Consider the following 24,488-nt stretch of genomic DNA (forward strand, 5'->3'; position numbering starts at 1 on the left):
CCCACGGGTGGCATACCGATATTGAGCTCAGCCGCGCCCACTCCTTCACACTCATCTGTAGACTCTGGCAGCGCAAAAGGAGCTGCCATGCCGCTGCATCTACGTCTACTCCTGCCAACCCTGGGTCTGGCACTAGGTTTCGCCCTCGGTTTTATCCAACCGGTGGGCCTGGCCTGCGGCGGCCTGTTTGCCGGCTTTCTGTTGTTCGCGCAGGGGCATCTGCCAAAAAAGCTTTGGTGGACACTGAGCTTTCTTGCCAGCATCGCCCTCGCCGCCCATCTGCTGCCCGGTTTCCAACCCTGGCAACTCTGGCCGCCGCGCCAGCTCAGCGCCGATGCCGCGCCTTACGCCCTACGTCTGTCGTGGGACAAGTTGCTGGTCGGCCTGACATTGTTCGCCTGGTGGCTCGGCCAAAAAACTACGTCCGCGTTTCAACCCCAGCGGGTCGGCTGGGTCGTGCTGATAACCTTGCTGGCAGTGCCGTTGCTGGCCCTGGTTCTAGGTTTGGTCGACTGGCAGCCGAAATGGCCAGCAGGCTTGATGCTCTGGCTGCTGGTGAATCTCGGGGTGGCTGTGCTGGCGGAGGAGCTGTTATTTCGCACTTGGCTGCAACCGGCGTTAGTGGCCCGCCTGGGCACTTGGCCGGGGATCGTGCTGACGGCCAGCCTATTCGGCGCCGTGCATGTCCCCTTTAGTCCGTTGTTCGCCCTGGTCGCCGGTGTGGCTGGGCTGGGTTACGGGCTGGCCTTCCACTACAGCGGTCGCTTGAGCGTGGCCATGGCTCTGCATGGCGCGGTCAATCTGCTCCACCTGTTGCTACTGAGCTATCCGCTGCGACTGGCATAACAGCGATCTGATGGCGGCCGAAGATATCCGCCAATTGCCCGCTACTGCGCAGCGTCTGTAACAGCGCGCTCAACGCCTGGGCGCTGATCGGCGCTTGCGGGCGCAACAGGGCGTAGTGGTGATAGGTTTGATCAGTGCGCGTAGAAACCAAGTACTGGCTGGCGGTTTCGCGATGACGCGCCAGGAAATCGCTCAGATACGAGCGGGTCACCAGAGCGATCTCCGCCCGCCCGCGCAACAGCATCGACAGGTTGCTGTCGTGGGAATAGGTCAGCTTGGCGTTGAAGTTCTGGGCAAGAAACCTGGGCTCGGCATTAAAGCCGGCAAAGGCATAGTGATAGCCGCTGTAGAGTGCTAAACGCTTGCCTTGCAGCGTGGTGAAATAGCTCTGATCGCGACCTGTCTCGGCCCGAGCCACGAATACCTCGGCATCCTCCAGGCCCATGTCGACTGCGGTGTGGGCAACCTTCTGCCAACCCCATTGCGGATTTTCGAAGATCGCCATGTCGATCCGGCCCTGCTCGAAGTCGCGGTAACGTCGGGGCAGCGAGGTCGGCACCGCTACAAAGCGATACTCGTTTTGTGCCTGATTGAGCGCATCGAGCAGCTGGGGCAACAAGCCCCTGTCCACCTTGCCCTGCTCTTGCTTGAGTACATAAGGCGGGAAATACACCGACCCAACCCGCACCAACTGCTCAGCCCCGGCGGGCAAGCAAAGGCTTGAGCAGAGCACCAGCAAAACACCTTCCAAGGCCCGCCGCAGAGTTAACATCATCAACCCCCAATATCCTTATTAGAGCGCTCAAAAACCGATGTACAGGACGTTTCAGTTTGCCTTGATGACTTCAGCTTGCCTTGATGACTAAGGACAACGCTTCTTCAGCCAACTGATCCAGAGTCATCGGCCCTTCCGGGCGGAACCAGGTGGTGGTCCAGGACAATGCCCCGGTGAGAAAACGCCGCTGAATGAACGGATCGCCGTTGAAGTAACCGGCACTCTTGGCCTCGCCCAGTACCTTGAGCCAGATCTGTTCGTAGGTATCGCGCAGATCGAGGATGTAGGCCTGGCCCTCATCGGACAATGAACGCCACTCGTAGACCAGCACTGCCATTGCCTCGCCAGTGCCACCCATGATCGATTGCAGCTCGCAACGAATCAGCGCCAGCACCCGCTCGCGGACGTTGTCCGCCTCGGCCAAGGCCGCATTCATCAACGCCGTGTTGTAGCGGATGGTTTCCTCCATGACCGAACGGAGGATTTCATCCTTGCTCTTGAAGTGATGAAAGATGCTGCCGGACTGAATGCCCACAGCGCCAGCCAGATCGCGCACCGTAGTGCGCTCGTAACCCTTGCTGCGAAACAGGTGCGCGGCGGTCTGCAGCAGCTTGCCGCGCGCGCTGTCCGGGTCAGTGAGCTGGCCGCTGGCTACCAAGTCACGCATCACCGCCTGGGCTTGTTGATCATCCACGCTTGTCTCTCTCCCGCCTGTCTTATCGCTTGCGCAACCTGCAAACCCGGCAAAGCGCGCCGAGGGTTCACGAGATGCCGGCAAGTGCTTGTCGTTATTGGTGAAATTTATGCTTGAAGGGCCGACCAAGCAAGCGCTTGGCCATTCTTTAGGTTAGAAAGCTCACTCGCAGGGCTTTTCAACCAAGCGCTTGCTTGGTAGTGTTTATCGCACCACTTCAGATGTTGCGGATAACTCCAATGACCAAGACCGTACGCATCGGTTGCGCCTCTGCTTTCTGGGGCGACACCTCCACCGCCGCCGCTCAGTTGGTCCGTGGCAGCGACCTCGATTATTTGGTGTTCGACTATCTGGCCGAGATCACCATGTCGCTGATGGCCGGCGCGCGGATGAAAAATCCCGAGCAAGGCTATGCCGGCGACTTCATCGAAGTGCTTGCGCCGCTGCTACAAGAGATCGCCGCCAAGAACATCCGGGTGATCAGCAACGCTGGCGGGGTCAACCCGCAAGCCTGCGCCAGCGCTCTGGCCGCTGCCTGCGAAAAGGCCGGCGTGCAGTTGAAGATCGCCGTGCTGCACGGCGACAACCTGCAGCCAAAGCTCGCCGAGCTGAGCAAAGCTGGCATCAGCGAGATGTTCACCGGCGCCGCGCTGCCGCCGCTGTGCGTATCGGTCAACGCCTACCTCGGCGCCCCGGGAATTGTCGAAGCGCTCAAGCAAGGCGCCGACATCGTCATCACTGGCCGCGTGGTCGACAGCGCGGTGGTCAGCGCCGCGCTGGTGCATGAGTTCGGCTGGAGCTGGAGCGATTACGACAAGCTCGCCCAGGCCGCACTGGCCGGGCACATCATCGAATGCGGCGCGCAGTGCACCGGCGGTAATTTCACCGACTGGGAGTCGGTGCCGGATTACGAACATATCGGCTTCCCGGTGATCGAGGTGGAAGCCGATGGCCGTTTTGTCGTGACTAAACCGGATGGTTCCGGCGGTTTGGTCACGCCTTTCTCCGTTGGCGAGCAGATGCTCTATGAGATTGGCGACCCGCGCGCCTATTTATTACCGGATGTGGTCTGTGACTTCAGCCAGGTCAGCCTCACCCAGGTCGGCGTCAACCGCGTGCAACTGCAAGGCGCCAAGGGTCTGCCAGCCACCGCGCAGTACAAGGTGTCGGCCACCCATCCAGACGGCTTCCGTTGCACCGCCAGTTGCCTGATCGCCGGGATCGATGCGGTGAAAAAGGCCGAACGGGTGAGTCAGGCGATCATCCGAAAAACCGAGGAAATTTTTGCCGAACGCGGCTGGGGGCCTTATCGGGAAGTCAGCGTCGAGTTGCTCGGCAGCGAAGCGACGTACGGCCCCCACGGCCGACGCAAAGACACCCGCGAAGTGGTGATCAAGCTGGCCGTGCGCCACAGCAAGAAAGAAGCGCTGGTGCTGTTCTCCCGCGAGATCGCCCAGGCCGCCACTGGTATGGCGCCAGGGCTGACCGGCATCGTCGGCGGCCGCCCGACGGTGTACCCGGTGATCCGCCTGTTCTCCTTCCTGGTCGATAAGAGTGCCTGCCAACTTGAGGTCGAGCTTAACGGCGAACGCCACGCGGTAGCCCTGCCACAACTCGCCACCTACGACCCAGCCTTCCTGCCTGACACCAGCGAACCCGAACAGCCGCACCCAGTTGCAAATGGAGTTGCCGATGCCAGCGTACCCCTGATCAAACTGGCGGTGGCGCGCTCCGGCGACAAGGGCAACCACAGCAATATCGGGGTCATGGCGCGCAAGCCTGAGTACCTGCCCTGGATCGCCGAGGCACTTAGCGTCGAAGCACTCGCCGACTGGATGAACCATGTGCTCGACCCGCAGACCGGGCGCATCAGCCGCTGGTACTTGCCGGGCTGCCATGGCCTGAACTTCCTGTTGGAGAACGCCTTGGGCGGCGGCGGTGTCGCCAGCCTGCGCATCGACCCACAAGGCAAGGCCTTCGCCCAGCAACTCCTGGAATTCCCGGTGCCGGTGCCCAAAGCACTGGCGGATGAAGTGAACTGACTTTGTAGAACGTAGGGTGGGTTAGCCGCAGGCGTGACCCACCAACCGGCTCACCGAGCCGGCCACTCAGTGTCAGGCGGTACCTGACGGTACCGATGGTGGGTTACGGCCAGAAGCCTAACCCACCCTACGAGAGACGAATAGGGAAACGATCGACATGGCATACGACTCAGTCTTCAAATCCGGCCTGTTCAGCGGCCAGACCATCCTGGTCACTGGTGGCGGTAGCGGCATTGGCCGGTGCACCGCGCATGAACTGGCGGCCCTCGGCGCCCATGTGGTACTGGTCGGGCGCAAGTTGGACAAGCTGGAAAATACTGCCGGCGAAATCGTCGAGGACGGCGGCAGCGTCAGCTGGCAAGTCTGCGATATTCGTGAAGAAGACTCGGTCAAGGCCATGGTCGCCGCGGTGCTTGCCGAACGCGGGCCGATCCACCATCTGGTCAATAACGCCGGCGGCCAGTACCCCGCCCCGCTCGCCTCGATCAACCAGAAAGGCTTCGAGACCGTGGTGCGTACCAATCTGGTCGGCGGCTTCCTGGTCGCCCGTGAAGTGTTCAACCAGTCCATGAGCAAGCACGGCGGCAGCATCGTCAACATGCTCGCCGACATGTGGGGCGGCATGCCCGGCATGGGCCACTCCGGCGCCGCCCGCGCGGGCATGGAGAACTTCACCAAGACTGCGGCGTTCGAGTGGGGTTACGCCGGGGTGCGGGTGAATGCCGTGGCGCCGGGCTGGATCGCCTCCAGTGGCATGGACACCTACGAAGGCGCGTTCAAGGCGGTGATTCCCACCCTCCGCGAGCACGTGCCGTTGAAGCGCATCGGCACAGAGTCGGAAGTCTCGGCGGCCATCGTCTTCCTGCTGTCGCCGGGTGCAGCCTTTATCAGCGGCAACACCATTCGCATCGACGGCGCCGCCACCCAGGGCAGCCGCGCCTGGCCGCTGCACAAGGCGCAAAACAGCACGTCCTACAACGGTTTCCACCGGGCTTTCCTGCCCGATGTATTGAAGGACCAGGAGTAACGCGATGGCGGTTATTCAGTCTGAAGTAGACGCCCACAGCGAAGGCTTCGCGCAGAACCGCGAGGCCATGCTGGCGACCATTGCCAGCTTTCGCGAGATCGAACAGAAGGTGCTGGATAAGGCCTTTGAAGCCAAAGCCAAGTTCGACAAGCGCGGCCAACTGCTGCCCCGCGAGCGCTTGAACCTGCTGCTCGACCCCGGCGCGCCGTTCCTCGAACTGGCCTCGCTGGCCGGCTATAAATTGCATGACGACAAGGATGGCACCCAGGCCGGCGGCGGGATCATCTCTGGCATCGGTTATATCGCCGGCGTGCGCTGCCTGATCAATGCCAGCAACAGCGCGATCAAGGGCGGCACCATCTCGCCCAGCGGCCTGAAGAAAACCCTGCGCCTGCAACAGATCGCCTTCGAGAACAAACTGCCGGTGGTGACCCTGGCGGAAAGCGGCGGCGCCAACCTCAATTACGCGGCGGATATTTTCGTCGAAGGCGCACGCGGCTTCGCCAATCAGGCCCGGATGTCGGCCATGGGGCTGCCGCAAATCACCGTGGTGCATGGCTCCAGCACCGCCGGCGGGGCTTACCAGCCAGGCTTGTCGGATTACGTGGTGGTGGTCCGTGGCAAGGCCAAGATGTTCCTCGCCGGCCCGCCGCTGCTGAAAGCCGCCACCGGTGAAGTAGCGAGCGATGAAGAACTCGGCGGCGCCGAGATGCACGCCCAGATCGCCGGCACCGCCGAGTACCTGGCCGAGAACGACGCCGATGCCGTGCGCATCGCGCGGGAAATCGTCGGCATGCTGCCGTGGAACGCGCAGCTGCCGCAGCGCCAACAAAAAGCCTTCAAGGAACCGCTGTATCCGGTCGAGGAACTGCTCGGCATTGTCCCCGCCGATCCGAAGAAGCCCTACGACGTGCGCGAGATCATCGCCCGTATCGCCGACGGTTCGGAGTATCTCGACTTCAAGCCGGAGTTCGATAACCAGACCATCTGCGGCCACCTGCAGATCGAAGGCCAGCCCTGCGGCTTTATCGGCAACAACGGGCCGATCACGCCGAAGGGCGCGGTCAAAGCCGCGCAGTTCATCCAACTCTGTGACCAGAGCAATACGCCGATCCTGTTCTTTCACAACACCACCGGCTTTATGGTCGGCACCGAGTCCGAGCAGCATGGTGTGATCAAGCACGGCTCCAAGCTGATCCAGGCGGTGGCCAACGCCCGCGTACCGAAGCTGACCATCGTCGTCGGCGGCTCCTACGGCGCCGGCAACTACGCCATGTGCGGCCGCGGTCTCGACCCACGTTTCATCTTCGCCTGGCCAAACAGCCGCACGGCAGTGATGGGCGGCGCCCAGGCCGGCAAGGTGCTGCGCATCGTCACCGAGGATAAACACCGCAAGGAAGGCAAAGACGCCGACCCGAAGATGCTCGACATGCTGGAAAGCGTCACCGCGCAAAAACTCGACAGCCAGTCCAGCGCGCTGTACGGCACCGCCAGCCTGTGGGACGACGGCCTGATCGACCCGCGCGATACGCGTAAATTGCTTGGTTACCTGCTCGATATCTGCGCGGAGGCCGAAGCGCGTCCGTTGAAACAAAACACGTTCGGAGTTGCACGCTTTTAATCCCCTCTCCCCCCTTCTTTGAAAGAGAAAGGGAAAGGGAGAGGGAGAACCGTACATAGGAGAACAAGAAGATGATCTTTACCCAGGAACACGAAGAACTACGCCGCACCGTCCGTAATTTCGTCGACAAGGAAATCAACCCGCACGTCGACGAATGGGAAAAGGCCGGCACCTTTCCCATCCACGAGATTTTCAAGAAGGCCGGCGACCTAGGTCTGCTGGGCATCTCCAAGCCGGAAAAATTCGGCGGCATGGGGCTCGACTACAGCTACTCGATCGTCGCCGCGGAAGAGTTCGGCACCATCCATTGCGGCGGCATCCCGATGGCCATCGGCGTGCAAACCGACATGTGCACCCCGGCCCTGGCCCGCTTCGGCTCCGATGAGTTGCGCGAAGAGTTCCTGCGCCCGGCGATCAGCGGTGAGATGGTCGGCTGTATCGGCGTCTCCGAAGTCGGCGCCGGCTCCGACGTCGCTGGGCTGAAGACCACCGCCCGTAAAGACGGCGACGACTATGTCATCAACGGCAGCAAGATGTGGATCACCAACTCGCCGTCCGCCGACTTCATGTGCCTGCTGGCCAATACCTCGGACGACAAACCCCACGTCAACAAATCGCTGATCGTGGTGCCGATGAACACCCCAGGCATCAGCCTCAGCCCGCACTTGGACAAGCTCGGCATGCGCAGCTCGGAGACCGCCCAGGTGTTCTTCGACAACGTTCGCGTCCCGCAGCGCAACCGCATCGGCCACGAAGGCGCCGGCTTCATGATGCAGATGTTGCAGTTCCAGGAAGAACGCCTGTTCGGCGCCGCCAACATGATCAAGGGCCTGGAGTACTGCGTCGACAGCACCATCGAGTACTGCAAGGAGCGCAAAACCTTCGGCAATGCGCTGATCGACAACCAGGTCATCCACTTCCGCCTGGCGGAGCTTTCGACCGAAATCGAATGCCTGCGCGCCATCGTCTACCAGGCCACCGAGATGTATGTGCGCGGCCAGGATGTCACCAAGCTGGCCTCGATGGCCAAACTCAAGGCCGGCCGCCTCGGCCGTGAAGTCAGCGACAGCTGCCTGCAGTACTGGGGCGGCATGGGTTTCATGTGGGACAACCCGGTGTCGCGCGCCTACCGCGACGTGCGCCTGGTTTCCATCGGCGGCGGCGCCGACGAAATCATGCTCGGCATCATCTGCAAGCTGATGGGCATTCTGCCTGGCAAGAAGAAAGGTTGAGGCCACACCCATGAGCCAATTGCCAAGCTGCGAAACCCTGCTGCTGGAAAGCCAGGGCGGCGTGTTGCACGTCACCCTGAACCGCCCCGAGAGCCGCAACGCCATGAGCCTGGGGATGGTCGAAGAACTCCGCGCGGTGTTCAAGGCCGTACGCGATGACCGCGACGTACGCGCCCTGGTGCTCTGCGGTGCGGGCGGGCATTTCTGTGCCGGCGGCGACATCAAGGATATGGCCGGTGCCCGCGCACGCGCTCAAGCCGAAGGCGCCGATGCTTACCGCGACCTGAACCGCGCGTTCGGCGCCCTGCTCGAGGAAGCGCAAAGCGCGCCGCAGGTGGTGATTGCGGTACTCGAAGGCGCGGTGCTCGGCGGTGGTTTTGGCCTGGCCTGCGTGTCCGATGTTGCCATCGCCCACATCAACGCCAAGTTCGGCTTACCGGAAACCAGCCTGGGGATTATTCCGGCGCAGATCGCGCCGTTCGTGGTCAAGCGCATCGGCCTGACCCAGACCCGCCGCCTGGCCCTGACCGCTGCCCGCTTCGATGGCCGTGAAGCCGAACGGCTGGGCCTGGTGCATTTTGCCGAGAGCGATGCGCAGGCGCTGGCCGAGCGCTTGAGCGACGTATTGGAGCAGGTTCGCCAGTGCGCCCCGGGCGCCAACGCTTTGACCAAAGCCTTGCTGCTGGCGACCGACAGCCAGCCCCTCAGCCCGCTGCTCGATCACGCTGCCGGGCTATTCGCCGCAGCGGTAGTCGGCGCCGAAGGGGTCGAAGGCACCATGGCCTTCGTGCAGAAACGCGCACCGCAATGGGCAGAGTGATTGCCGCCAACACCAAACAGCCCCCTCTCCCTTCAGGGAGAGGGTTGGGGAGAGGGAAATATCCATGCCCAGCTTCAACAAGATCCTGATCGCCAACCGCGGTGAAATCGCCTGCCGGGTCATGCGTACTGCCCAGGCTCTCGGTTACCGCACCGTCGCCGTGTACAGCGAGGCGGACGCCGATGCGCGCCATGTACAACTCGCCGATGAAGCCGTGTGCATTGGCCCCGCGCAGGTAAACCAGTCCTACCTGAAGATCGACAACATCATCACCGCTGCGAAGAAGACCGGTGCCGATGCGATACACCCCGGTTACGGCTTTCTCTCGGAAAACGCCGAGTTCGCCCAGGCCTGTGAAGCCGCGGGCATTGTGTTTATCGGCCCGACCATCGAAGCCATCCACCTGATGGGCAGCAAGCGTCTGTCGAAGATCGCCATGCTCGAAGCCCAGGTACCGTGTATCCCCGGCTACGAAGGCGCGGCGCAGGATGAGGCCGTCTTGGCCTTTGAAGCCGAGCGCATCGGCTACCCGCTAATGATCAAAGCCAGTGCTGGCGGCGGCGGGCGTGGCATGCGCCTGGTACATGAAGCCGGCGAGTTGCTCGCGCAGATCCGCACCGCCCGCTCGGAGGCACAACATGCGTTCGGCTCCGCCGAGCTGATTCTGGAGCGCGCGGTGATCCAGCCGCGCCACGTCGAGATTCAGGTCTTCGGCGACCAGCACGGCAATATCGTTTACCTCGGCGAGCGCGATTGCTCGGTGCAACGTCGCCATCAGAAAGTCGTCGAGGAAGCCCCCTCCCCGGTCATGACTGCCGAGCTGCGCCAAGCCATGGGCGAAGCAGCGGTGAAGGCCGCGGCTTCGGTCAATTATGTCGGTGCTGGCACGGTGGAGTTTCTGCTCGATCAGAGCGGCGAGTTCTTCTTTCTGGAAATGAACACCCGCCTGCAGGTGGAGCACCCGGTCACGGAGCTGATCACCGGGCAAGACCTGGTGGCCTGGCAGATCCGCGTAGCTGAGGGTCAGCCGCTGCCGCTTAAACAGGACGAGATCACCCTCAGCGGCCATGCCATGGAGGTGCGCCTGTACGCCGAAGACTCGGCCAACGACTTCCTCCCGCAAACCGGCGCAGTGCTGCGCTGGGAACCGGCGCTGCTGGAGGGCATTCGCATCGATCACGGCCTGGTCGAAGGTCAACCCGTCACGCCGTTCTACGACCCGATGCTGGCCAAGATCATCGCCTACGGCGCCAGCCGTGACGAAGCACGGCGCAAACTGATCCGTGCGGTCGAGGACTGCGTGCTGCTGGGCGTGAACGGCAATCAGCGTTTCCTCGCCAACCTGCTCAAGCATCCCGAGTTCGCTGCCGGAAACGCCACCACGGCCTTTATCGGCGAGCACTTTCAAGCTGACCCGAGCCTGAGCCCGCAAGCACCCTCGGCGGCCGAACTGGCGACCGCTGCGACCCTGCTCTACCAAGCCTCGGCGCAAGCCCGCGCGCATCAGTCCAGCCTGTCCGGCTGGCGTAACGCCGGCAACGCACCCTGGCGCTTCGTACTCAAACATGGCGAGCAGAAGCTGGCGGTGGAACTGGCGGTGATCGAGTCCGGCACTCAGCCACAACTGCATGCCCGGGTTGGTGAAACCGAGCTCAGTGTGCGCCTGCTCAAGGCTGACGGCCGCTGGGCCAGCTTGGAGCTGGACGGTGTACGCCAGCGCATGGCCTATCATCAATCAGGCGAAAATTTGTGGCTGTATGGCCGCAACGGCAATCTGGAACTGACCGACGTCACCCATGAGCCAGCCGGCGGGCAGAACGCCGCCAGCTCCGGCACGGTGAAAGCACCGATGGATGGCGCGATTGTCGAGGTGCTGGTGGCAGAAGGCGCCAAGGTCAGCAAAGGCCAGCTGCTAGTGGTGTTGGAAGCGATGAAGATGGAACACCCACTCAAGGCCGGGGTCGACGGGATTATCCGCCGCGTCCAGGTGAGCAAGGGCGATCAGGTCAAGAACCGCCAATTGCTGGTGGAGGTCGAGGCCGAAGAGGCATAAGGCTCCGTTACCCGTAGGGTGGGCTTCAGGTCGTAGGGTGGGCTTCAGCCCACGCGGAAGCTCACGACATGGCGGTGGGCTGATGCCCACCCTACGAGCTACGCTCTACCCGACCTACGGACATGACATCCCCCCTGGGAGCGGCCGGTTCGCTCCACGCACAGCCACAAGATCAGGAGAACACGCATGTCACTGCAAGGTAAAACCCTGTTCATCACCGGTGCCAGCCGCGGTATCGGCCGCGAGATCGCTCTGCGGGCGGCCAAAGACGGCGCCAATATCGTCATCGCCGCCAAAAGTGCCGAACCTCATCCCAAGCTCGCTGGCACCATCCATAGCGTTGCGGCTGAAGTCGAAGCGGCAGGCGGTAAAGCCCTGGCCCTGCAACTCGATGTGCGTGACGAGAACGCCGTCAAAGTCGCCATGGCCCAAGCCGCCGAGCACTTCGGCGGGATCGACGGGCTGGTCAACAACGCCGGGGCGATCAAGCTGGTCGGCGTCGAGCACTTGGAGCCCAAGCGCTTCGACTTGATGTTCCAGATCAACACCCGCGCGGTGATGGTCTGCAGCCAAGCGGCGCTGCCGTATTTGAAGAACAGCTCCGCTGGGGGGAATAACAGCGCCAGCGGCCACATCCTCAACCTCTCGCCACCGTTGAATATGGACAGCAAGTGGTTCGCCCAGCACGGCCCCTACACCGTGACCAAATACGGCATGAGCATGCTGACGGTGGGCATGAGTGAGGAGTTCAAGAAATACGGTATCAGCGTCAACTCGTTGTGGCCGAAGACCATGATCGCCACCGCCGCCATTGAGTTCGAACTGGGCAGCCGCGAGGCCTTCAAACGCGCCCGCCTGCCGGCGATCATGGCCGACGCCGCCCATGCAATTCTCAGCAGCAGCGGTCGCAGCATCACCGGCCGCCTGCTGATCGACGAGGAAATCCTGCGCGAACAAGGCCAGAGCGAGTTCGAGCAATACCGTTTCGATCCAGCCGGCGGTTCGCTGATTGCAGACCTGTTTGTGGATTGATTAGCTTCACCTCTCCCTCGGGAAATGCCGCAAGTCCATCAGGAGCTACGGTGTCTCCCTCTCCCCCAGCCCCTCTCCCGACGGGAGAGGGGTGCAAACCGATTTGCCGATCTGCCCTTGTTCATTCGCGTGAGGGCCATAGCCGCAAACCAGCGCCCGCCCTAGATTGCTTGTCACGCCGTTTCGCCTGTGCACAACAACGACAAAAGCCAGAGCCATGACCCACGCCGACCTGATCACCCCTACCCGCTTTATCGCCCAGCTGCCCGCCACCCTCAGCCGCGTGCCACGCATGCTGCGCGGCCTGTATTACGCCGGCATTCGCAACCGCGAGAAAAGCCTCTCGCTAGCCTGGGCATTGGAGCGCGCGGCCAACCTTTATCCGAACCGGCCGGCGGTACTGGACGAGCAACGGCAGCTCTCCTACGCCAGCTTCAACTCATGGGCCAATCGCTTGGCGCAGGCGTTCAAGGCAGAAGGTGTGTGCCACGGCAGTGTCGTGGCGGTGATGCTGGAGAGCCGCATCGAGGTGCTGGCAGTCCTCGCCGCCCTGGCCAAGCTCGGCGCGGTTGGCGCCCTGGTCAACACCACCCAGCGTGGCCAGGTGCTGATCCACAGCCTGAATCTGGTCAAACCCAGCCATTTCGTGATCGGCGAAGAGCTGCACGCCCCCTTCGAAGAAGTCCGTGGCGAGCTACTCAAAAGCAGCGGCCACTGCTATTGGGTCGCCGATGGCGACAGCTTCAGCGAGCCCGGTCACGCGCCGACAGGTTGGCAGAACCTGATCCGCCTGGCGCAAAACCTGGCGGGTGAGAACCTGCCGGAAACCGCTCAGGTGCGCCTGAAAGACGCCTGTTTCCTGATCTACACCTCCGGCACCACCGGCCTGCCAAAAGCCTCGATCATGAGCCACGGTAAATGGATCAAGGCCTACGGCGGCTTCGGCCATTCCGGCCTCGGCCTGAACAACACCGACGTGCTCTACCTGACGCTGCCCTGCTACCACAACAACGCCGTCACGGTGTGCTGGAGCGCGGTTCTGGCCGGCGGTGCGGCCATCGCCCTGCGCCGGCGCTTTTCCGCCAGCGCCTTCTGGAAAGACGTCAAACACTACCAAGCCACCTGCTTCGGCTATATCGGCGAGCTGTGTCGTTACCTACTGAACCAACCGCCCTGCCCGGAAGAACAGCACAACAGCCTGACCTGCATGATCGGCAACGGTCTGCGCCCCTCGATCTGGAGCGAGTTCAAACAGCGTTTCGGGATTGAGCGGATCACCGAGTTCTATGCCTCCAGCGAAGGCAATATCGGTTTCACCAACGTGTTCAACTTCGACAATACCGTCGGCTACTCCCCGGCGCCCTACGCCATCGTCCGCTACGACCTGGAGAATGACCGGCCACTGCGCAACAAAAAGCACTTCATGGAGAAGGCCAAGAAAGGCGAGCCGGGCCTGCTGATCAGCGAGATCAGCCCGAAATGGCCGTTCGACGGCTACACCGACCCGGCGAAAAGCGAGGCGGTGATTCTGCGTAACGTGTTCAAGAAGGGCGACGCCTGGTTCAACACCGGCGACCTGATGCGCGACATTGGCTTCAAGCACACCCAGTTCGTCGACCGGCTGGGCGACACCTTCCGCTGGAAAGGCGAGAACGTCTCCACCACCGAGGTGGAAAACGCCCTCGGCACTTTCCCAGGCATCGAGGATGCGGTGGTCTATGGCGTGGAAATCCCCGGCACCAATGGCCGCTGCGGGATGGCCGCCCTGCGCTTGGCGCAAGGGACTGAAATACCGACGGCCGGCTTGGCGGCGCACCTGGATCGCGAACTGCCGCCCTACGCCGCGCCGCTGTTTTTGCGCTTGCTGAAAGAAGTCGAGACGACTGGCACCTTCAAGTACAAGAAAGCCGACTTGAAAAAAACCGCCTACAATCCAGGCGAAGTCAGCGACCAGATGTTCGTTCGTCTACCCGGCGAAGCCAGTTTCCAGTGCCTGGATGCAGGGCTTTACCAAGCCATCCAGTCGGGCTACTACCGCTTCTGAAACGCACCATTTCCCCTTAGCGCCGGCCGTGAGGTCGGCGTTTTTTTATTGCTGGGCTTATTGTTTAAACTCGAACTGCAACTCAGCCCCTTCCACCGACTGCCAATAATCCTGCTCACGATCATTGGTGATCAGCCGGCCATTCAATTGGAACGGGCCTTGCGCGGGCGGCTTTTCTACGAATAAGGGCGGCAACAGGGACTGGTTGATCGGCTGGTCCACGGATTTACCCGGCTCCAGTTCCCCTACCAGATCCGACGGCAAACGCAGGTCTAGTTTGGTCTTGGGCAGGTCTGGTTTAGCCTTAGGTAGGTCTAGTCCGGCCTTCGGTAGGTCTAGTCTGGCCTTAGGTAGTGGCTCTTTGGCGGCCGTGCTGATGCTGGGCGCGGGACCGGGCGTGGGCGCGATAATCGGCGCCGCCTGCTCCCGTTTGACTACCGGCCTGCTGGGCTTTTCGACTTTGCCAGGAGGCCGATCAGGAGCGGCTTTGGCAGCCGCAGCCGGCTCGCTGACAACCGGTGCGGGGGGTGTCGGTGGTGACTTGGGAGGTGTCGGCTCAACAGGGTCACAGGCGCTCAACAGCACCAGTGCCACAGCAAGCCCCACATAGCGGGTAGCAGTCATTGGGAGCACAAGTAGCGAACATAACTTATTAATGCTCTCTCGGAGTAGATCGGTTGGCAAGCCTGTGATTGAGTCGCCTTGTTGCAAATCAAAGTAAAATGCCGCTCAGCGCAATAACCCCAAGACATAAGCCGCCGGGGTTCAGGCTGGGTTCCACACGCCATGCACGGGAGCCGTTCAGCGGCACGCTACAACAACCTGGGTGAAGCGAACCTCTCTCGCCGCTCCCGCCGATGCGATCAATGCCCAGCGAATGCCTGACCGACTAGCGTGAACCACTGGAATTTTCTGCCTTAGCAGCCTGCAAGCGTTCAAGTTCAGCCTGCAGATCAAGCCCTGGATAGCGCCGCTGCAACGCTGCGAGCTGCTCGCTGGCGAGTTTTTGCTTGCCACTACCTCGCAACTGAATGATCTGCTGCAACGCGCTCTGCAGATCTTCGCTCAGTTGCTGCAGGGGCTGAACGGGCGCGACCGCAGCCATGGGCGCTTCCGCTTTGGCAGCGCTGTCAGCGAGCCGGCCACCGGGGCTGGCTACGGACTTGCTGATTACCCGTTCCTCAGCCATCGGCAATTGCGCCTCGGCCATCGGGGCGACCAGCGCGGGCGGCGTCTCGCTCATAGGCAACTGCACGCTGCGCTTTTGCTCCGCCGGCTGCGGCAGCGCGTATGACTGAACGGCCTCCATGGCAGGTACCGGAGCCTGCATCGGCACAGGCGCTATATCGTAGTGTTCAGGGCTGCGTTCGAACGTACGCAGCGTCAGCCCCACACCTAAGCCAAGGGTCGCCAAGCTGGCGAACGCCACGGACCAACGTGTCCGTTGGCTGTCGCCAAACAACCAGCCATGCAGACGCGCCATGACGCCTGGCTGTGGCACCCGCTGAGCATCGGCGGCTGGCATTGCCGCTGCGGCGGCGGCCAAGATGCGCGCATCCAAGGCGGCCGAAGGCTCGTGCGGGTCATGCGCACGGTAGTGTTGCAACAGCGCCTGCTCGTGCGGTGCGAGCGGCGACGAGTCGGGGCTATGCCCTGTAGGATCATGCGGCTCGTGGCTCATACGGAAACCTCTTCGGCAGTGGCCGGGTCGGCCAGCAACCGACGTAACTTTTGCAGCGCGTAACGCAGACGGCTTTTCACTGTTTCCGCCGGGGTGTGGGTCAACTCGGCGATCTCGCCCAGTTCCAGGCCGCCATGGGCACGCAGCAGAAACACCTCGCGCTGTTCGGTCGGCAGATCGTCCAGCGCGGCCTGTAGTCGCTGTTGATCACGCGCCAGGCTAAGTTGCTGTTCCGGATTAGGCTCGCTGGAGACCTCACCATGCAGCTGCTCGTCGAACTCATCCTGTAACGCCTGGCACTTGCCGTGCTTGCGCCAATGGTCGATCAGACGGTTGCGCGCGATCTGATATAGCCAGGTCTTGAACTGCACCGCTTCGCGCAGCGAAGACTCGCTGCGGATCAGGCTTAGCCAGGTTTCCTGGAACACCTCCTCGGCCAGCGCCGGATCGCTGCACAAGCCGCAGAGAAAACGAAACAGGCCAAGACGATGGCGCGCATAGAGCACGCCAAAAGCCTCGGCATCGCCACGCCGATAACGCCGCAGAAGATCGGCGTCGCTATCGGCGAGGAAAGTCGCAACAGTGGCGGATGTCACTCTCAGTCGACCTTGGTCATGCTGGGAACGGAAGTTGAAGCTGAACTTGAAACCACAGTTTGCAGGCTCTGCGCCAGTTCGACTAGCTGGACGAACTCGGCACGCAGACCAAAACGATCCTCGCCCTTGGCGCCGCGGGCCAGTTTGGCGCTGGCCGCCATATCGAAGGTACCGGTGTATTGCCCGCCCTTGAGCTGCTGAGCGAAACCTGCAACGGCCGCGGCGAAGCGCAGATCCTCGCTGGCCTGAGCGATCGGAGTAGGGTTCTGTTCCGCCTTGATTGGTACTTCCAGCAAGCGGCTCTGGCTTTGCTGCGGCCCTTTGTAGCGGATGCGCAGTAGCGCCAGCTCAGCGGTCTTGGCTGCGGTTGTCTCTGTGCTCTGATAGCGCAGCGGTTCCAGCCAACCTTGGCTGCCCGTCGGCACTATCTCGTACAGTGCGGTGACGGTATGCCCAGCCCCAATCTCGCCGGCGTCGACCTTGTCGTTGCTGAAATCTTCACGTTTGAGCGCACGGTTCTCGTAGCCGAGCAGGCGATATTCACTGACGTGCGCGGGGTTGAACTCGACCTGGATTTTCACGTCTTTGGCCACCACCGCCAGGGTCGAGCTCAGCTGCTCGACCAACACCTTGCGCGCCTCACGCAGGTTGTCGATATAGGCATAGTTGCCGTCGCCGGCATCGGCCAGTTGCTCCATCAGTTGTTCGTTGTAGTTATCGGTACCGAAGCCGAGGGTGGTCAGCGAAATACCGCTTTTACGTTTGTCGGCCGCTAGTTTCTTCAGCGTCTCGAAGTCGCTGATACCGACGTTGAAGTCGCCATCGGTGGCCAACAGGATGCGGTTGATGCCCTTGTCGATGAAGCCCTGTTGCGCCTGTTGATAGGCCAGCTGGATACCCGACTCCCCGGCCGTGGAACCGCCGGCGGTGAGCTGGTCGATGGCCGCACGGATCTTGGCTTTCTGCGCCCCCGAAGTCGGCTCCAGCACCACCCGCGACTCACCGGCGTAGACCACCAGCGAGACCTTATCCTGGGCACGCAATTGCGCGACCAACAGTTTCAAGGTGCTCTGCACCATAGGCAGGCCTTCACGCCGATCCATCGAGCCGGAAACATCTACCAAGAACACCAGATTGGCCGCGGGAAGCTGTTCGACCTGCAGATCCGACGCCTTGATCGCCACCTTGAGCAGGCGACTGTTGGCATTCCACGGCGAGATTGCGAGCTCGGTGCTCACACCGAACGGGGTATCGCCCTTGGGCAGTGGATAGGCGTAGGAGAAGTAGTTGACCAGCTCTTCCAGGCGCACCGCCTCTTCTGGCGGCAGCCGGCCATCGTTCAGAAAACGCCGCACGTTGGCATAGCTGCCAGTATCCACGTCGATGCTGAAGGTCGACACGGGTGTCTCGGCCACCGCGTAAATCGGGTTATCTGCCAGCTTTTGATACTGCTCACGCGACACATCACGATAACCCGGCGGCAGCGCTTCACTCATCGGTGTCGGGGCAACCAGGCTCGGCATGGCCATGCCCGCGATGGCGTACTTCGCCGACTCGGCCTTCTGCTCCAACGGCTGTGCGCGTGACTCTTGGGTTCGTGCATCTTCAGCGACTGCGCCGGCCAGCTTCTCCCGCGCTACCGGCGCGCTCGGGTGCTCGGAGTTCGAGGCGCTGCAGGCGGCTAGTGCCAGCAGCAAACCGCTGGCAAAACCACAGAGCAGTGGTTGGCGGGAAATAACACGGTAACGGGACATGCTGGGCGCCTCCTGGGGACAAAAGATCCATTCGCCCTAGTAGACGCAGAGGTCACCGCCTTCGGGTTAAGCGTGCTGAAAGTTTTTTCAGAAACCGCTGGCCGCCTCCTGGCAAAGCTGATTGGCCAGCATCCCCAACGTCATCAGCGCGCGCTCGGCTTCGCGATTCCATGGAATACCGCAGTTCAACCGTACACAGTGATTGAACTGCTCGGTATTACTGAAAATCAGCCCCGGCGCAATGCTGATGCCCTGCTGCAAAGCGCGCACATGCAGATCCTTGGTATTCACCCGCCTCGGCAGACTGACCCAGAGGATGAAACCGCCCTTCGGCCGGGTGATTTGCGTACCTTCGGGGAAGTACTGCTGGACCGCCAGTTGGAAGGCGCTGAGGTTCTTGCGGTACTCCTGGCGGATATAACGCAGATGACGGTCGTAGCCGCCGTTCTCCAGATAAGCCGCCACGCCCATCTGCGTCACACTGCAGGCCGAATGGGTGCTGAAGGTCTGCAAGCGCTGGATATCATCCTGATACTTACCGGCAATGATCCAGCCGACCCGCACACCGGGCGACAGCGTCTTGGAAAAGCTCGAGCAATACACCACCCGCCCCTCACGGTCATGGGACTTGAGCGCCTTGGTCGGCCCCTGCTCGAACATCAACTCGCCGTAGATATCGTCCTCAATGATCTGGATATCGAAATCCTTCGCCAGGCGCAGCAACTGCTTTTGCCGCTCCTCGGGAATGGTGCCGCCGAGTGGGTTGCTCAGCCGTGCGGTCAGCACCATGGCCTTGATCGGCCACTGATTAGCCGCCAGTTGCAGGGCTTCCAGGCTGATGCCGGTGGTCGGATCACTGGGGATCTCGATCACTTTCAGGCCCAGCAAATCGGCCAACTGCAGCAAACCGTAGTAAGTCGGCGACTCGGCCGCAATCAAATCTCCCGGTTTAGTCAGCACCCGTAGCGACATCTGCAAGGCATCCACACAACCGTGGGTGATCACCACCTCCGCCGGATCGACCACGACACCTGCGTCCCGCATGCGGATCGCCACTTGTCGGCGCAACGGCTCAAACCCTGGGCTAAACATGTAACTGAAGGCGCGCGGGCTCTGAAACCGAGTGACCTTGGCCAATTGTTGATGCAGCGCACGCACGGGCAGGTAATCCACATGCGGCACTGCGGCCCCGAGGGGGAATACCCCTTCGCGCCGCGACTCGGTGAGCACCTGATTGATAATGCTGCTGCGGGTGACCAGGCCAGGCCGCTCAACCCGGGCGATATCCGGGGTTGGCGCCGTCAGCGCCGGAGTCTGGTGGACATAAAAACCGGACTGCGGCCGCGCGCGGATCAACCCCTGATCCTCAAGATTGGCGTAGGCCTGAAGCACCGTGGCATGGCTGACATTTAGCTGCGAGCTCATCTTGCGCACCGACGGCACCCGTTCACCCGGCTGGTAGACGCCACGGCGAATATCCTCAGCCAATTGCTGGGCGATGCGTTGGTAGAGCAACAGATTGGTCATGGCAGCCTTCCTCGGGTCACTGAACCGAAACAGTAGTCGAGCAGATTAAAACTGCACCGGCACAGTTTCTGACAATGTTGCCGATACAGTACAAGTTCGCCAGCGACTGTATCGGTTCAATTGGCAGCAAGAAGGAATTGTTTAGGACAGGCGGGTATAAAAACTTTAAGCTCTGCGGCTTTTATAAGCTCTGCGGCTTTTAACAGAGCAGACGCCGTGCGTCTCGGGCTGCATTCCCACGCAGAGCGTGGGAACGATCAAACAATCTTGCGCCCTACTACTCCCGTCATTCCCGCGCAGGCGGGAACCCAATAAACAACAGGTTTAGCGGGCCGAGCCGAGACGGCCCTGCTCATCGGAGAAGACGATCTCCACCCGACGATTTTGTGCTCGCCCACGGGAGGAAGCATTCTCCGCCACTGGGAAATCGGCCCCATAACCACTCACCTGGATACGTTTGCCATCGATGCCCAAGTCGACCAGCAGATCAGCCACGGTTTGCGCACGTGCGCGCGACAGCTCGAGGTTTTCCTGTTTGCTGCCACGGCTATCGGTGTAGCCCTCAATACGCACGACGCGTTTTGGGTTGAGCTGAAGAAACTGCACCAGTTTGAGCACCGTGCGATTGGCTGAGGCTTTCAACTCGGCGCGGTTGGCATCGAACAGCACATCGCCCAAAGTCATTACCAAACCACGCTCGGTCTCGGCGGTGGCCAGGCTGACGATCTGTTCCTCTAGCCACTTGCCCTGCTGTTGCACGCTGAGCAGTTTGGCTTCACGCAGGGTGAGTTGCAGACGCTCACGCTCCAGCTCGAGCTTGGCCGCACGTTCCTGGTTCAGGCTCAACGCGCTGTGCTGAGCAGCGATATCACTGTAACGCTGACTCAGGTAGGCGTAGTGGCTAACGTCAGCTTCACTGCCCCAGTAACTGGAGAGACGATCGGCACGCGCCAATGACTCACCGGCACGAATCACATCCTTAGGCGCGCTTCGCAGTACATCCGAGTCTTCCTTTACCTTCTGGAAGCTCTCCCGCGCCGCTTCCAGAGTTTGCTCGCTGTCTTGTTGACTGGCGCAACCCGCCAGTAACGCGATGGCCAGCCACAGGCTGCCATTCAAGTAAGGTTTGCAGCTCACTGCAGATCCCCCAACTGCTTGCGCAGACGATTGATCCGGGTGCTCAACTCCGCCAATTGTTTCTGGCTTTTCAGCGTCAGCACACGAGCCTCGGCCAAGCGAGCATCCAGTTCAGCTTGTTCGGCGAGCATCCGCGCCCTCTTGTAGTCCTCTTCGAGCATGTTCTTCTGCGCCAGCGCGAGCTTCTGCTCTGCCAGCAGCATTTCCGGTATCTGCTCATTCGCTCCGACTGCCTTGGCTTGCACTACAGCCTGCTCAGTCAGGCGCATCTGCTCGTTCGGCGCAGGGTCGTTAGCACAACCGGCCAAGGCCATAACGACCAGACTGGTTGCCAGTTTGCGTCTATGGATCACGAAAATTTTCCTACTGATTCGGGGCAGTTGCCGGCTGCAACTGCTGCTCTTTCCAACGCTCTAGATTGCGCTGCAGCAAGGTCTCCGGCACACCGGCGGCGGCCAATTCTGTCATCTTTTTCGCCAGTTGTCCGCGTAGCCAGGGCTCGTTGCAGGCTGAGTCATGCGACAAGGTCAGAAACAACCCTTTACTGGAGATCGGTGGCTCAAGCGTCTCCAAATCATTCTGCATACCGAGCGTGTCCGCCAGAGCAGCCCCTGGGTAGCGCTCGTACAGCACAAATTCGGGACTCCCCAGCAACAGTTTCTGGAACGCCTGGGTCAGACTGGGCATCTGTTCGAGGGTCAAATTGGCCTTAGCAAAAGCATCGAATTGCTGACCGAAGCGGTCATTCGCCAGAATCCCGCCTGTATGCCCACGCAGATCCTCCCAGCCGCCATATGGAAAACCGTGCCCCTTGCGCACCCACACCACACTCGGTGTAGAGAATAAGACCGGATGGATGTAATCCATGGTCTCCAACCGTGGCAAGGTCAGTGCGGCTCCCGCGAGCAAATCGACACGGCCGCTGCGCACCTCTTCCTTGGCCTGCGACCACGGGCCAGTGTAGATAATCTCCAGCTTCAGCCCCAAGGCCGTGGCGATTTGCTGCAGCAGATCGGCATTGGCGCCGATCAGTCGCTGCGGGTTCTGCGGGTCGCGCCAGAGATACGGTGGGTACTCTGGATTCCCGGTGGCCACCAGCCGCTCGCATTTGCCAATCGCTAAAGCCCACCCTGGGAGCAGGGCCAACCCCGTGAGCACCAGCAACAGTTTGAAGAAGGGATATTCACGCATGGAGTACTTCTCAACAAAACATTCGATTGGATAAGGACCACACGCGAACGCCGGGATTGATCTTCATGCTAGCTTAACGCCAGCCACAATAATTATTAGCGATAAGGACATGCCATGAAAAAGCTGCTTCTCGGTTTAACGTTGGTTTTAGCTGCGGCTATTGGGGTGCTGTACTTCTCCCCCGCTACCCTGATGGCCAGTGCGCAACTGGTCGAGCGCCAGTTGGCGGGGCTCACAGCCAAGCACCTGGAGGTAAGCGATCTTAGCATCCATTATTACGAGGGCGGCCCGGCGGACGGCGAAACCATACTGATGGTTCACGGCTTTGGCGCCAACAAGGATAACTGGCTGCGCTTTGCTAAACACTTCACTCAGCGCTACCACGTGATTGCGCTCGACCTCCCAGGTTTTGGCGAGAGCAGCAAGCCGGAGGCCAGTTATGACGTCGGCACTCAGGTGGAACGCCTCGCTGCCTTTACCAAGGCCCTGGGCATCGAAAAACTGCACTTGATCGGCAACTCCATGGGCGGACACATCAGCGCCCTGTACGCCGCGCGCCACCCGGAACAGGTGCTATCTGTGGCACTGCTGGACAACGCCGGCGTAACGGCGCCGAAGAAAAGTGAACTTTTCGAGATTCTGCAACGTGGCGAGCCCAATCCACTGGTTGTGAAGAGCCCTGAAGACTTTTCCCGCCTGGTGAGTTTTGTCTTCGTCGAGCCGCCACCATTACCGGACACACTCAACCGCTACTTGGCCGAACGAGCGATCGCCAACAGCGCGCACTACGACAAGATCTTCAAACAGTTGATGGAGCGTTATATTCCGCTGGAACCTGAACTACCGAAAATCCAGGCCCCCACGCTGCTACTCTGGGGCGACAAGGATCGCGTACTTGATGTCTCCAGCATCGAGGTGATGCAACCACTGCTGAAGAAGCCGAGTGTAGTCATCATGCAGAACACCGGGCACGCCCCCATGATCGAGCGTCCGGAAGAGACCGCCGAGCATTACCAGGCCTTTCTCGACAGCGTGAAAAGTTAAGTTTGAATCGCCCCGGGTTTCGTGGAGGCCTCAACTCTTGAGAAGATGAGGCCATGAGAAAGACCACGACCTACTCCCCCGAAGTCCGTGAACGTGCTGTACGCATGGTTCTGGAGCACCTGAACGACTATCCGTCCGAGTGGGCGGCCATCGAGTCCATCGCCCCCAAGATTGGCTGTGCAGCGCAAACCCTACATGGCTGGGTGCGTCGTTATCAGACCAACACCGGGCAGCGGCCCGGTCAAACCACGGAAGAGCATGAGCGCATCAAGACGCTGGAGCGAGAAGTGCGAGAGCTGCGCAAGGCCAACGAGATCCTGCGCCTGGCCAGTGCGTATTTTGCCCAGGCGGAGCTCGACCGCCGCACCAAGTCCTGAGGGCGTTTGTTGACCAGCATCGTGACCGTCTTGGGGTCGAGTCGATCTGCCGCGTCTTGCGGATCGCCCCATCCGGTTACCGGAAGCATGCAGCCCGGCTTCGTAACCCCGCACTGCGCTCCTGTCGTGCTCGGCGTGACGAGGTGTTGATCGCGGAAATCCAGCGAGTGTGGAATGCCAACATGCAGTGCTATGGCGCGATGAAGGTCTGGAAGCAACTCAGGCGAGAGCGCGTCGATGTGGCCAGGTGCACCGTGGAGCGTTTGATGCGTCAGGTCGGATTACAGGGCATACGGCGTGGTCAGGTCGTGCGGACAACGGTATCGGGCGACCAAACCGTATGCCCGCTGGATCGTGTCCAGCGTCAGTTCCATGCCGACCGGCCTAACCAGCTGTGGGTGTCGGACTTCACCTACATTTCGACCTGGCAGGGATGGTTGTATGTGGCCTTCGTGATCGACGTATTTGCACGCCGTATCGTCGGCTGGCGAGTCAGTACCAGCATGAAGACCGACTTCGTACTGGATGCCTTGGACCAGGCCCTGTATGACCGCCAGTCCAGTCGTACGGGCGGCCTGATCCATCACAGCGACCGCGGCAGCCAGTACGTCTCGATTCGCTACACCGAACGCCTGGCCGAGGCCGGCATCGAGCCCTCGGTCGGCAGCAAAGGCGATAGCTATGACAATGCCCTGGCCGAAACCATCAACGGGCTGTACAAGGCAGAGCTGATTCACCGGCAATCATGGAAGAGCCGCGAGGCTGTCGAGCTGGCCACCCTGAAGTGGGTGCACTGGTACAACCACCAGCGTCTGCTGGGCTCAATCGGCTATATCCCGCCGGCGGAGGCTGAGACAAACTTCTACCGGCAACAAGCCAGTCAGGCCATTGCGGCCTGACTTAAACGAAACGGCCTCCACAATAGCCGGGGCGATTCAGTTTGATCATTTGTCGGCAACAAAAAACCCGCTCGATGAGCGGGTTTTTTGTTGGGC

21 protein-coding genes and 1 other annotated feature are annotated in these 24,488 nt (G+C 61.2%); of the genes, 11 read left to right on the plus strand and 10 right to left on the minus strand.

The window, feature by feature from the left end; all coding sequences use genetic code 11:
• The first annotated feature begins 87 nt into the window (after positions 1-87).
• The gene (locus D3879_RS09785) at positions 88-846 is read left to right on the plus strand and encodes a CPBP family intramembrane glutamic endopeptidase (RefSeq protein ID WP_119954064.1); all 759 of its coding nucleotides are present in this window, start codon (positions 88-90) and stop codon (positions 844-846) included.
• Here D3879_RS09785 and D3879_RS09790 read toward each other — a convergent pair.
• Both D3879_RS09790 and D3879_RS09795 read right to left on the minus strand, forming a co-directional pair.
• Entirely contained in the window at positions 797-1,618 is an 822-nt protein-coding gene (locus D3879_RS09790) for a substrate-binding periplasmic protein (RefSeq protein WP_238474242.1), read from the minus strand. The two genes, D3879_RS09785 and D3879_RS09790, sit on opposite strands and share 50 nt — an antisense overlap.
• Positions 1,619-1,691: 73 nt before the next feature.
• Positions 1,692-2,315: a TetR/AcrR family transcriptional regulator gene (locus tag D3879_RS09795; protein ID WP_119954066.1), complete on the minus strand. Its 624-nt coding sequence runs from the start codon at positions 2,313-2,315 to the stop codon at positions 1,692-1,694.
• Between the two features lie 239 nt (positions 2,316-2,554).
• Between D3879_RS09795 and D3879_RS09800 the strand changes: the two genes are divergently transcribed.
• The 8 genes from D3879_RS09800 to D3879_RS09835 all read left to right on the plus strand — a co-directional run bounded on the left by D3879_RS09800 (position 2,555) and on the right by D3879_RS09835 (position 14,186).
• Positions 2,555-4,357 carry an acyclic terpene utilization AtuA family protein gene (locus D3879_RS09800; protein WP_119954067.1) on the plus strand — a complete coding sequence of 601 codons (1,803 nt, stop codon included), beginning with the start codon at positions 2,555-2,557 and terminating at the stop codon, positions 4,355-4,357.
• 157 nt (positions 4,358-4,514) lie between these two features.
• Complete coding sequence (locus D3879_RS09805) at positions 4,515-5,384, plus strand: SDR family oxidoreductase (protein WP_119954068.1); 870 nt, start codon at positions 4,515-4,517, stop codon at positions 5,382-5,384.
• Between the two features lie 4 nt (positions 5,385-5,388).
• On the plus strand, positions 5,389-7,005 hold the full coding sequence (gene atuC / locus D3879_RS09810) for a geranyl-CoA carboxylase subunit beta (protein ID WP_119954069.1): 1,617 nt from the start codon (positions 5,389-5,391) through the stop codon (positions 7,003-7,005).
• A gap of 71 nt (positions 7,006-7,076) precedes the next feature.
• Positions 7,077-8,237: a citronellyl-CoA dehydrogenase gene (gene atuD / locus D3879_RS09815; protein ID WP_119954070.1), complete on the plus strand. Its 1,161-nt coding sequence runs from the start codon at positions 7,077-7,079 to the stop codon at positions 8,235-8,237.
• A gap of 10 nt (positions 8,238-8,247) precedes the next feature.
• On the plus strand, positions 8,248-9,057 hold the full coding sequence (locus tag D3879_RS09820) for an enoyl-CoA hydratase/isomerase family protein (RefSeq protein WP_119954071.1): 810 nt from the start codon (positions 8,248-8,250) through the stop codon (positions 9,055-9,057).
• Between the two features lie 64 nt (positions 9,058-9,121).
• The gene (atuF, locus tag D3879_RS09825) at positions 9,122-11,110 is read left to right on the plus strand and encodes a geranyl-CoA carboxylase subunit apha (protein ID WP_119954072.1); all 1,989 of its coding nucleotides are present in this window, start codon (positions 9,122-9,124) and stop codon (positions 11,108-11,110) included.
• Positions 11,111-11,296: 186 nt separating this feature from the next.
• Positions 11,297-12,142, plus strand: coding sequence for an SDR family oxidoreductase (locus D3879_RS09830; protein WP_119954073.1), 846 nt, complete (start codon positions 11,297-11,299; stop codon positions 12,140-12,142).
• A 217-nt stretch (positions 12,143-12,359) separates the two neighbouring features.
• Complete coding sequence (locus tag D3879_RS09835) at positions 12,360-14,186, plus strand: long-chain-acyl-CoA synthetase (RefSeq protein WP_119954074.1); 1,827 nt, start codon at positions 12,360-12,362, stop codon at positions 14,184-14,186.
• Between the two features lie 57 nt (positions 14,187-14,243).
• On the opposite strand, the gene D3879_RS26275 is transcribed toward D3879_RS09835, so the two are convergent.
• From D3879_RS26275 to D3879_RS09870, 8 genes are all read right to left on the minus strand, one after another.
• Positions 14,244-14,810 (minus strand): hypothetical protein, encoded by a 567-nt coding sequence (locus D3879_RS26275; protein WP_147411122.1) that lies wholly within the window; start codon positions 14,808-14,810, stop codon positions 14,244-14,246.
• A 265-nt stretch (positions 14,811-15,075) separates the two neighbouring features.
• Positions 15,076-15,867, minus strand: a complete 792-nt coding sequence (locus D3879_RS09840; RefSeq protein ID WP_119954075.1) for a hypothetical protein — start codon at positions 15,865-15,867, stop codon at positions 15,076-15,078.
• Positions 15,864-16,463 (minus strand): RNA polymerase sigma factor, encoded by a 600-nt coding sequence (locus D3879_RS09845; RefSeq protein ID WP_119954076.1) that lies wholly within the window; start codon positions 16,461-16,463, stop codon positions 15,864-15,866. The genes D3879_RS09840 and D3879_RS09845 overlap by 4 nt, the downstream gene beginning before the upstream one ends.
• Positions 16,464-16,465: 2 nt before the next feature.
• Positions 16,466-18,217 (minus strand): vWA domain-containing protein, encoded by a 1,752-nt coding sequence (locus D3879_RS09850; RefSeq protein WP_119954077.1) that lies wholly within the window; start codon positions 18,215-18,217, stop codon positions 16,466-16,468.
• Positions 18,218-18,304: 87 nt separating this feature from the next.
• Positions 18,305-19,744 carry an aminotransferase-like domain-containing protein gene (locus D3879_RS09855; protein ID WP_119954078.1) on the minus strand — a complete coding sequence of 480 codons (1,440 nt, stop codon included), beginning with the start codon at positions 19,742-19,744 and terminating at the stop codon, positions 18,305-18,307.
• Positions 19,745-20,068: 324 nt separating this feature from the next.
• Positions 20,069-20,881, minus strand: coding sequence for an OmpA family protein (locus D3879_RS09860; RefSeq protein WP_238474219.1), 813 nt, complete (start codon positions 20,879-20,881; stop codon positions 20,069-20,071).
• Positions 20,878-21,231 carry a DUF4398 domain-containing protein gene (locus tag D3879_RS09865; protein ID WP_420800924.1) on the minus strand — a complete coding sequence of 118 codons (354 nt, stop codon included), beginning with the start codon at positions 21,229-21,231 and terminating at the stop codon, positions 20,878-20,880. Before D3879_RS09865 ends, D3879_RS09860 begins: the two co-directional genes overlap by 4 nt.
• 13 nt (positions 21,232-21,244) lie before the next feature.
• Positions 21,245-22,072: a substrate-binding periplasmic protein gene (locus tag D3879_RS09870; protein WP_119954079.1), complete on the minus strand. Its 828-nt coding sequence runs from the start codon at positions 22,070-22,072 to the stop codon at positions 21,245-21,247.
• 114 nt (positions 22,073-22,186) lie between these two features.
• Here D3879_RS09870 and D3879_RS09875 point away from each other — a divergent pair, with 114 nt between their 5' ends.
• Both D3879_RS09875 and D3879_RS09880 read left to right on the plus strand, forming a co-directional pair.
• Positions 22,187-23,116: an alpha/beta fold hydrolase gene (locus tag D3879_RS09875; protein WP_119954080.1), complete on the plus strand. Its 930-nt coding sequence runs from the start codon at positions 22,187-22,189 to the stop codon at positions 23,114-23,116.
• Between the two features lie 53 nt (positions 23,117-23,169).
• Positions 23,170-24,392 (plus strand): IS3 family transposase gene (locus tag D3879_RS09880; protein WP_119953679.1). Its coding sequence is split into 2 segments (ribosomal slippage): positions 23,170-23,455 and positions 23,455-24,392, totalling 1,224 coding nucleotides; the frame shifts between segments, so codons are not numbered across the junction.
• Positions 23,448-23,564: a sequence feature (AL1L pseudoknot), on the plus strand. It overlaps the preceding gene by 117 nt.
• Positions 24,393-24,488 lie beyond the last annotated feature (96 nt).

The sequence above is a fragment of the Pseudomonas cavernicola genome, from assembly GCF_003596405.1.
Classification (GTDB): Bacteria; Pseudomonadota; Gammaproteobacteria; order Pseudomonadales; family Pseudomonadaceae; genus Aquipseudomonas; species Aquipseudomonas cavernicola.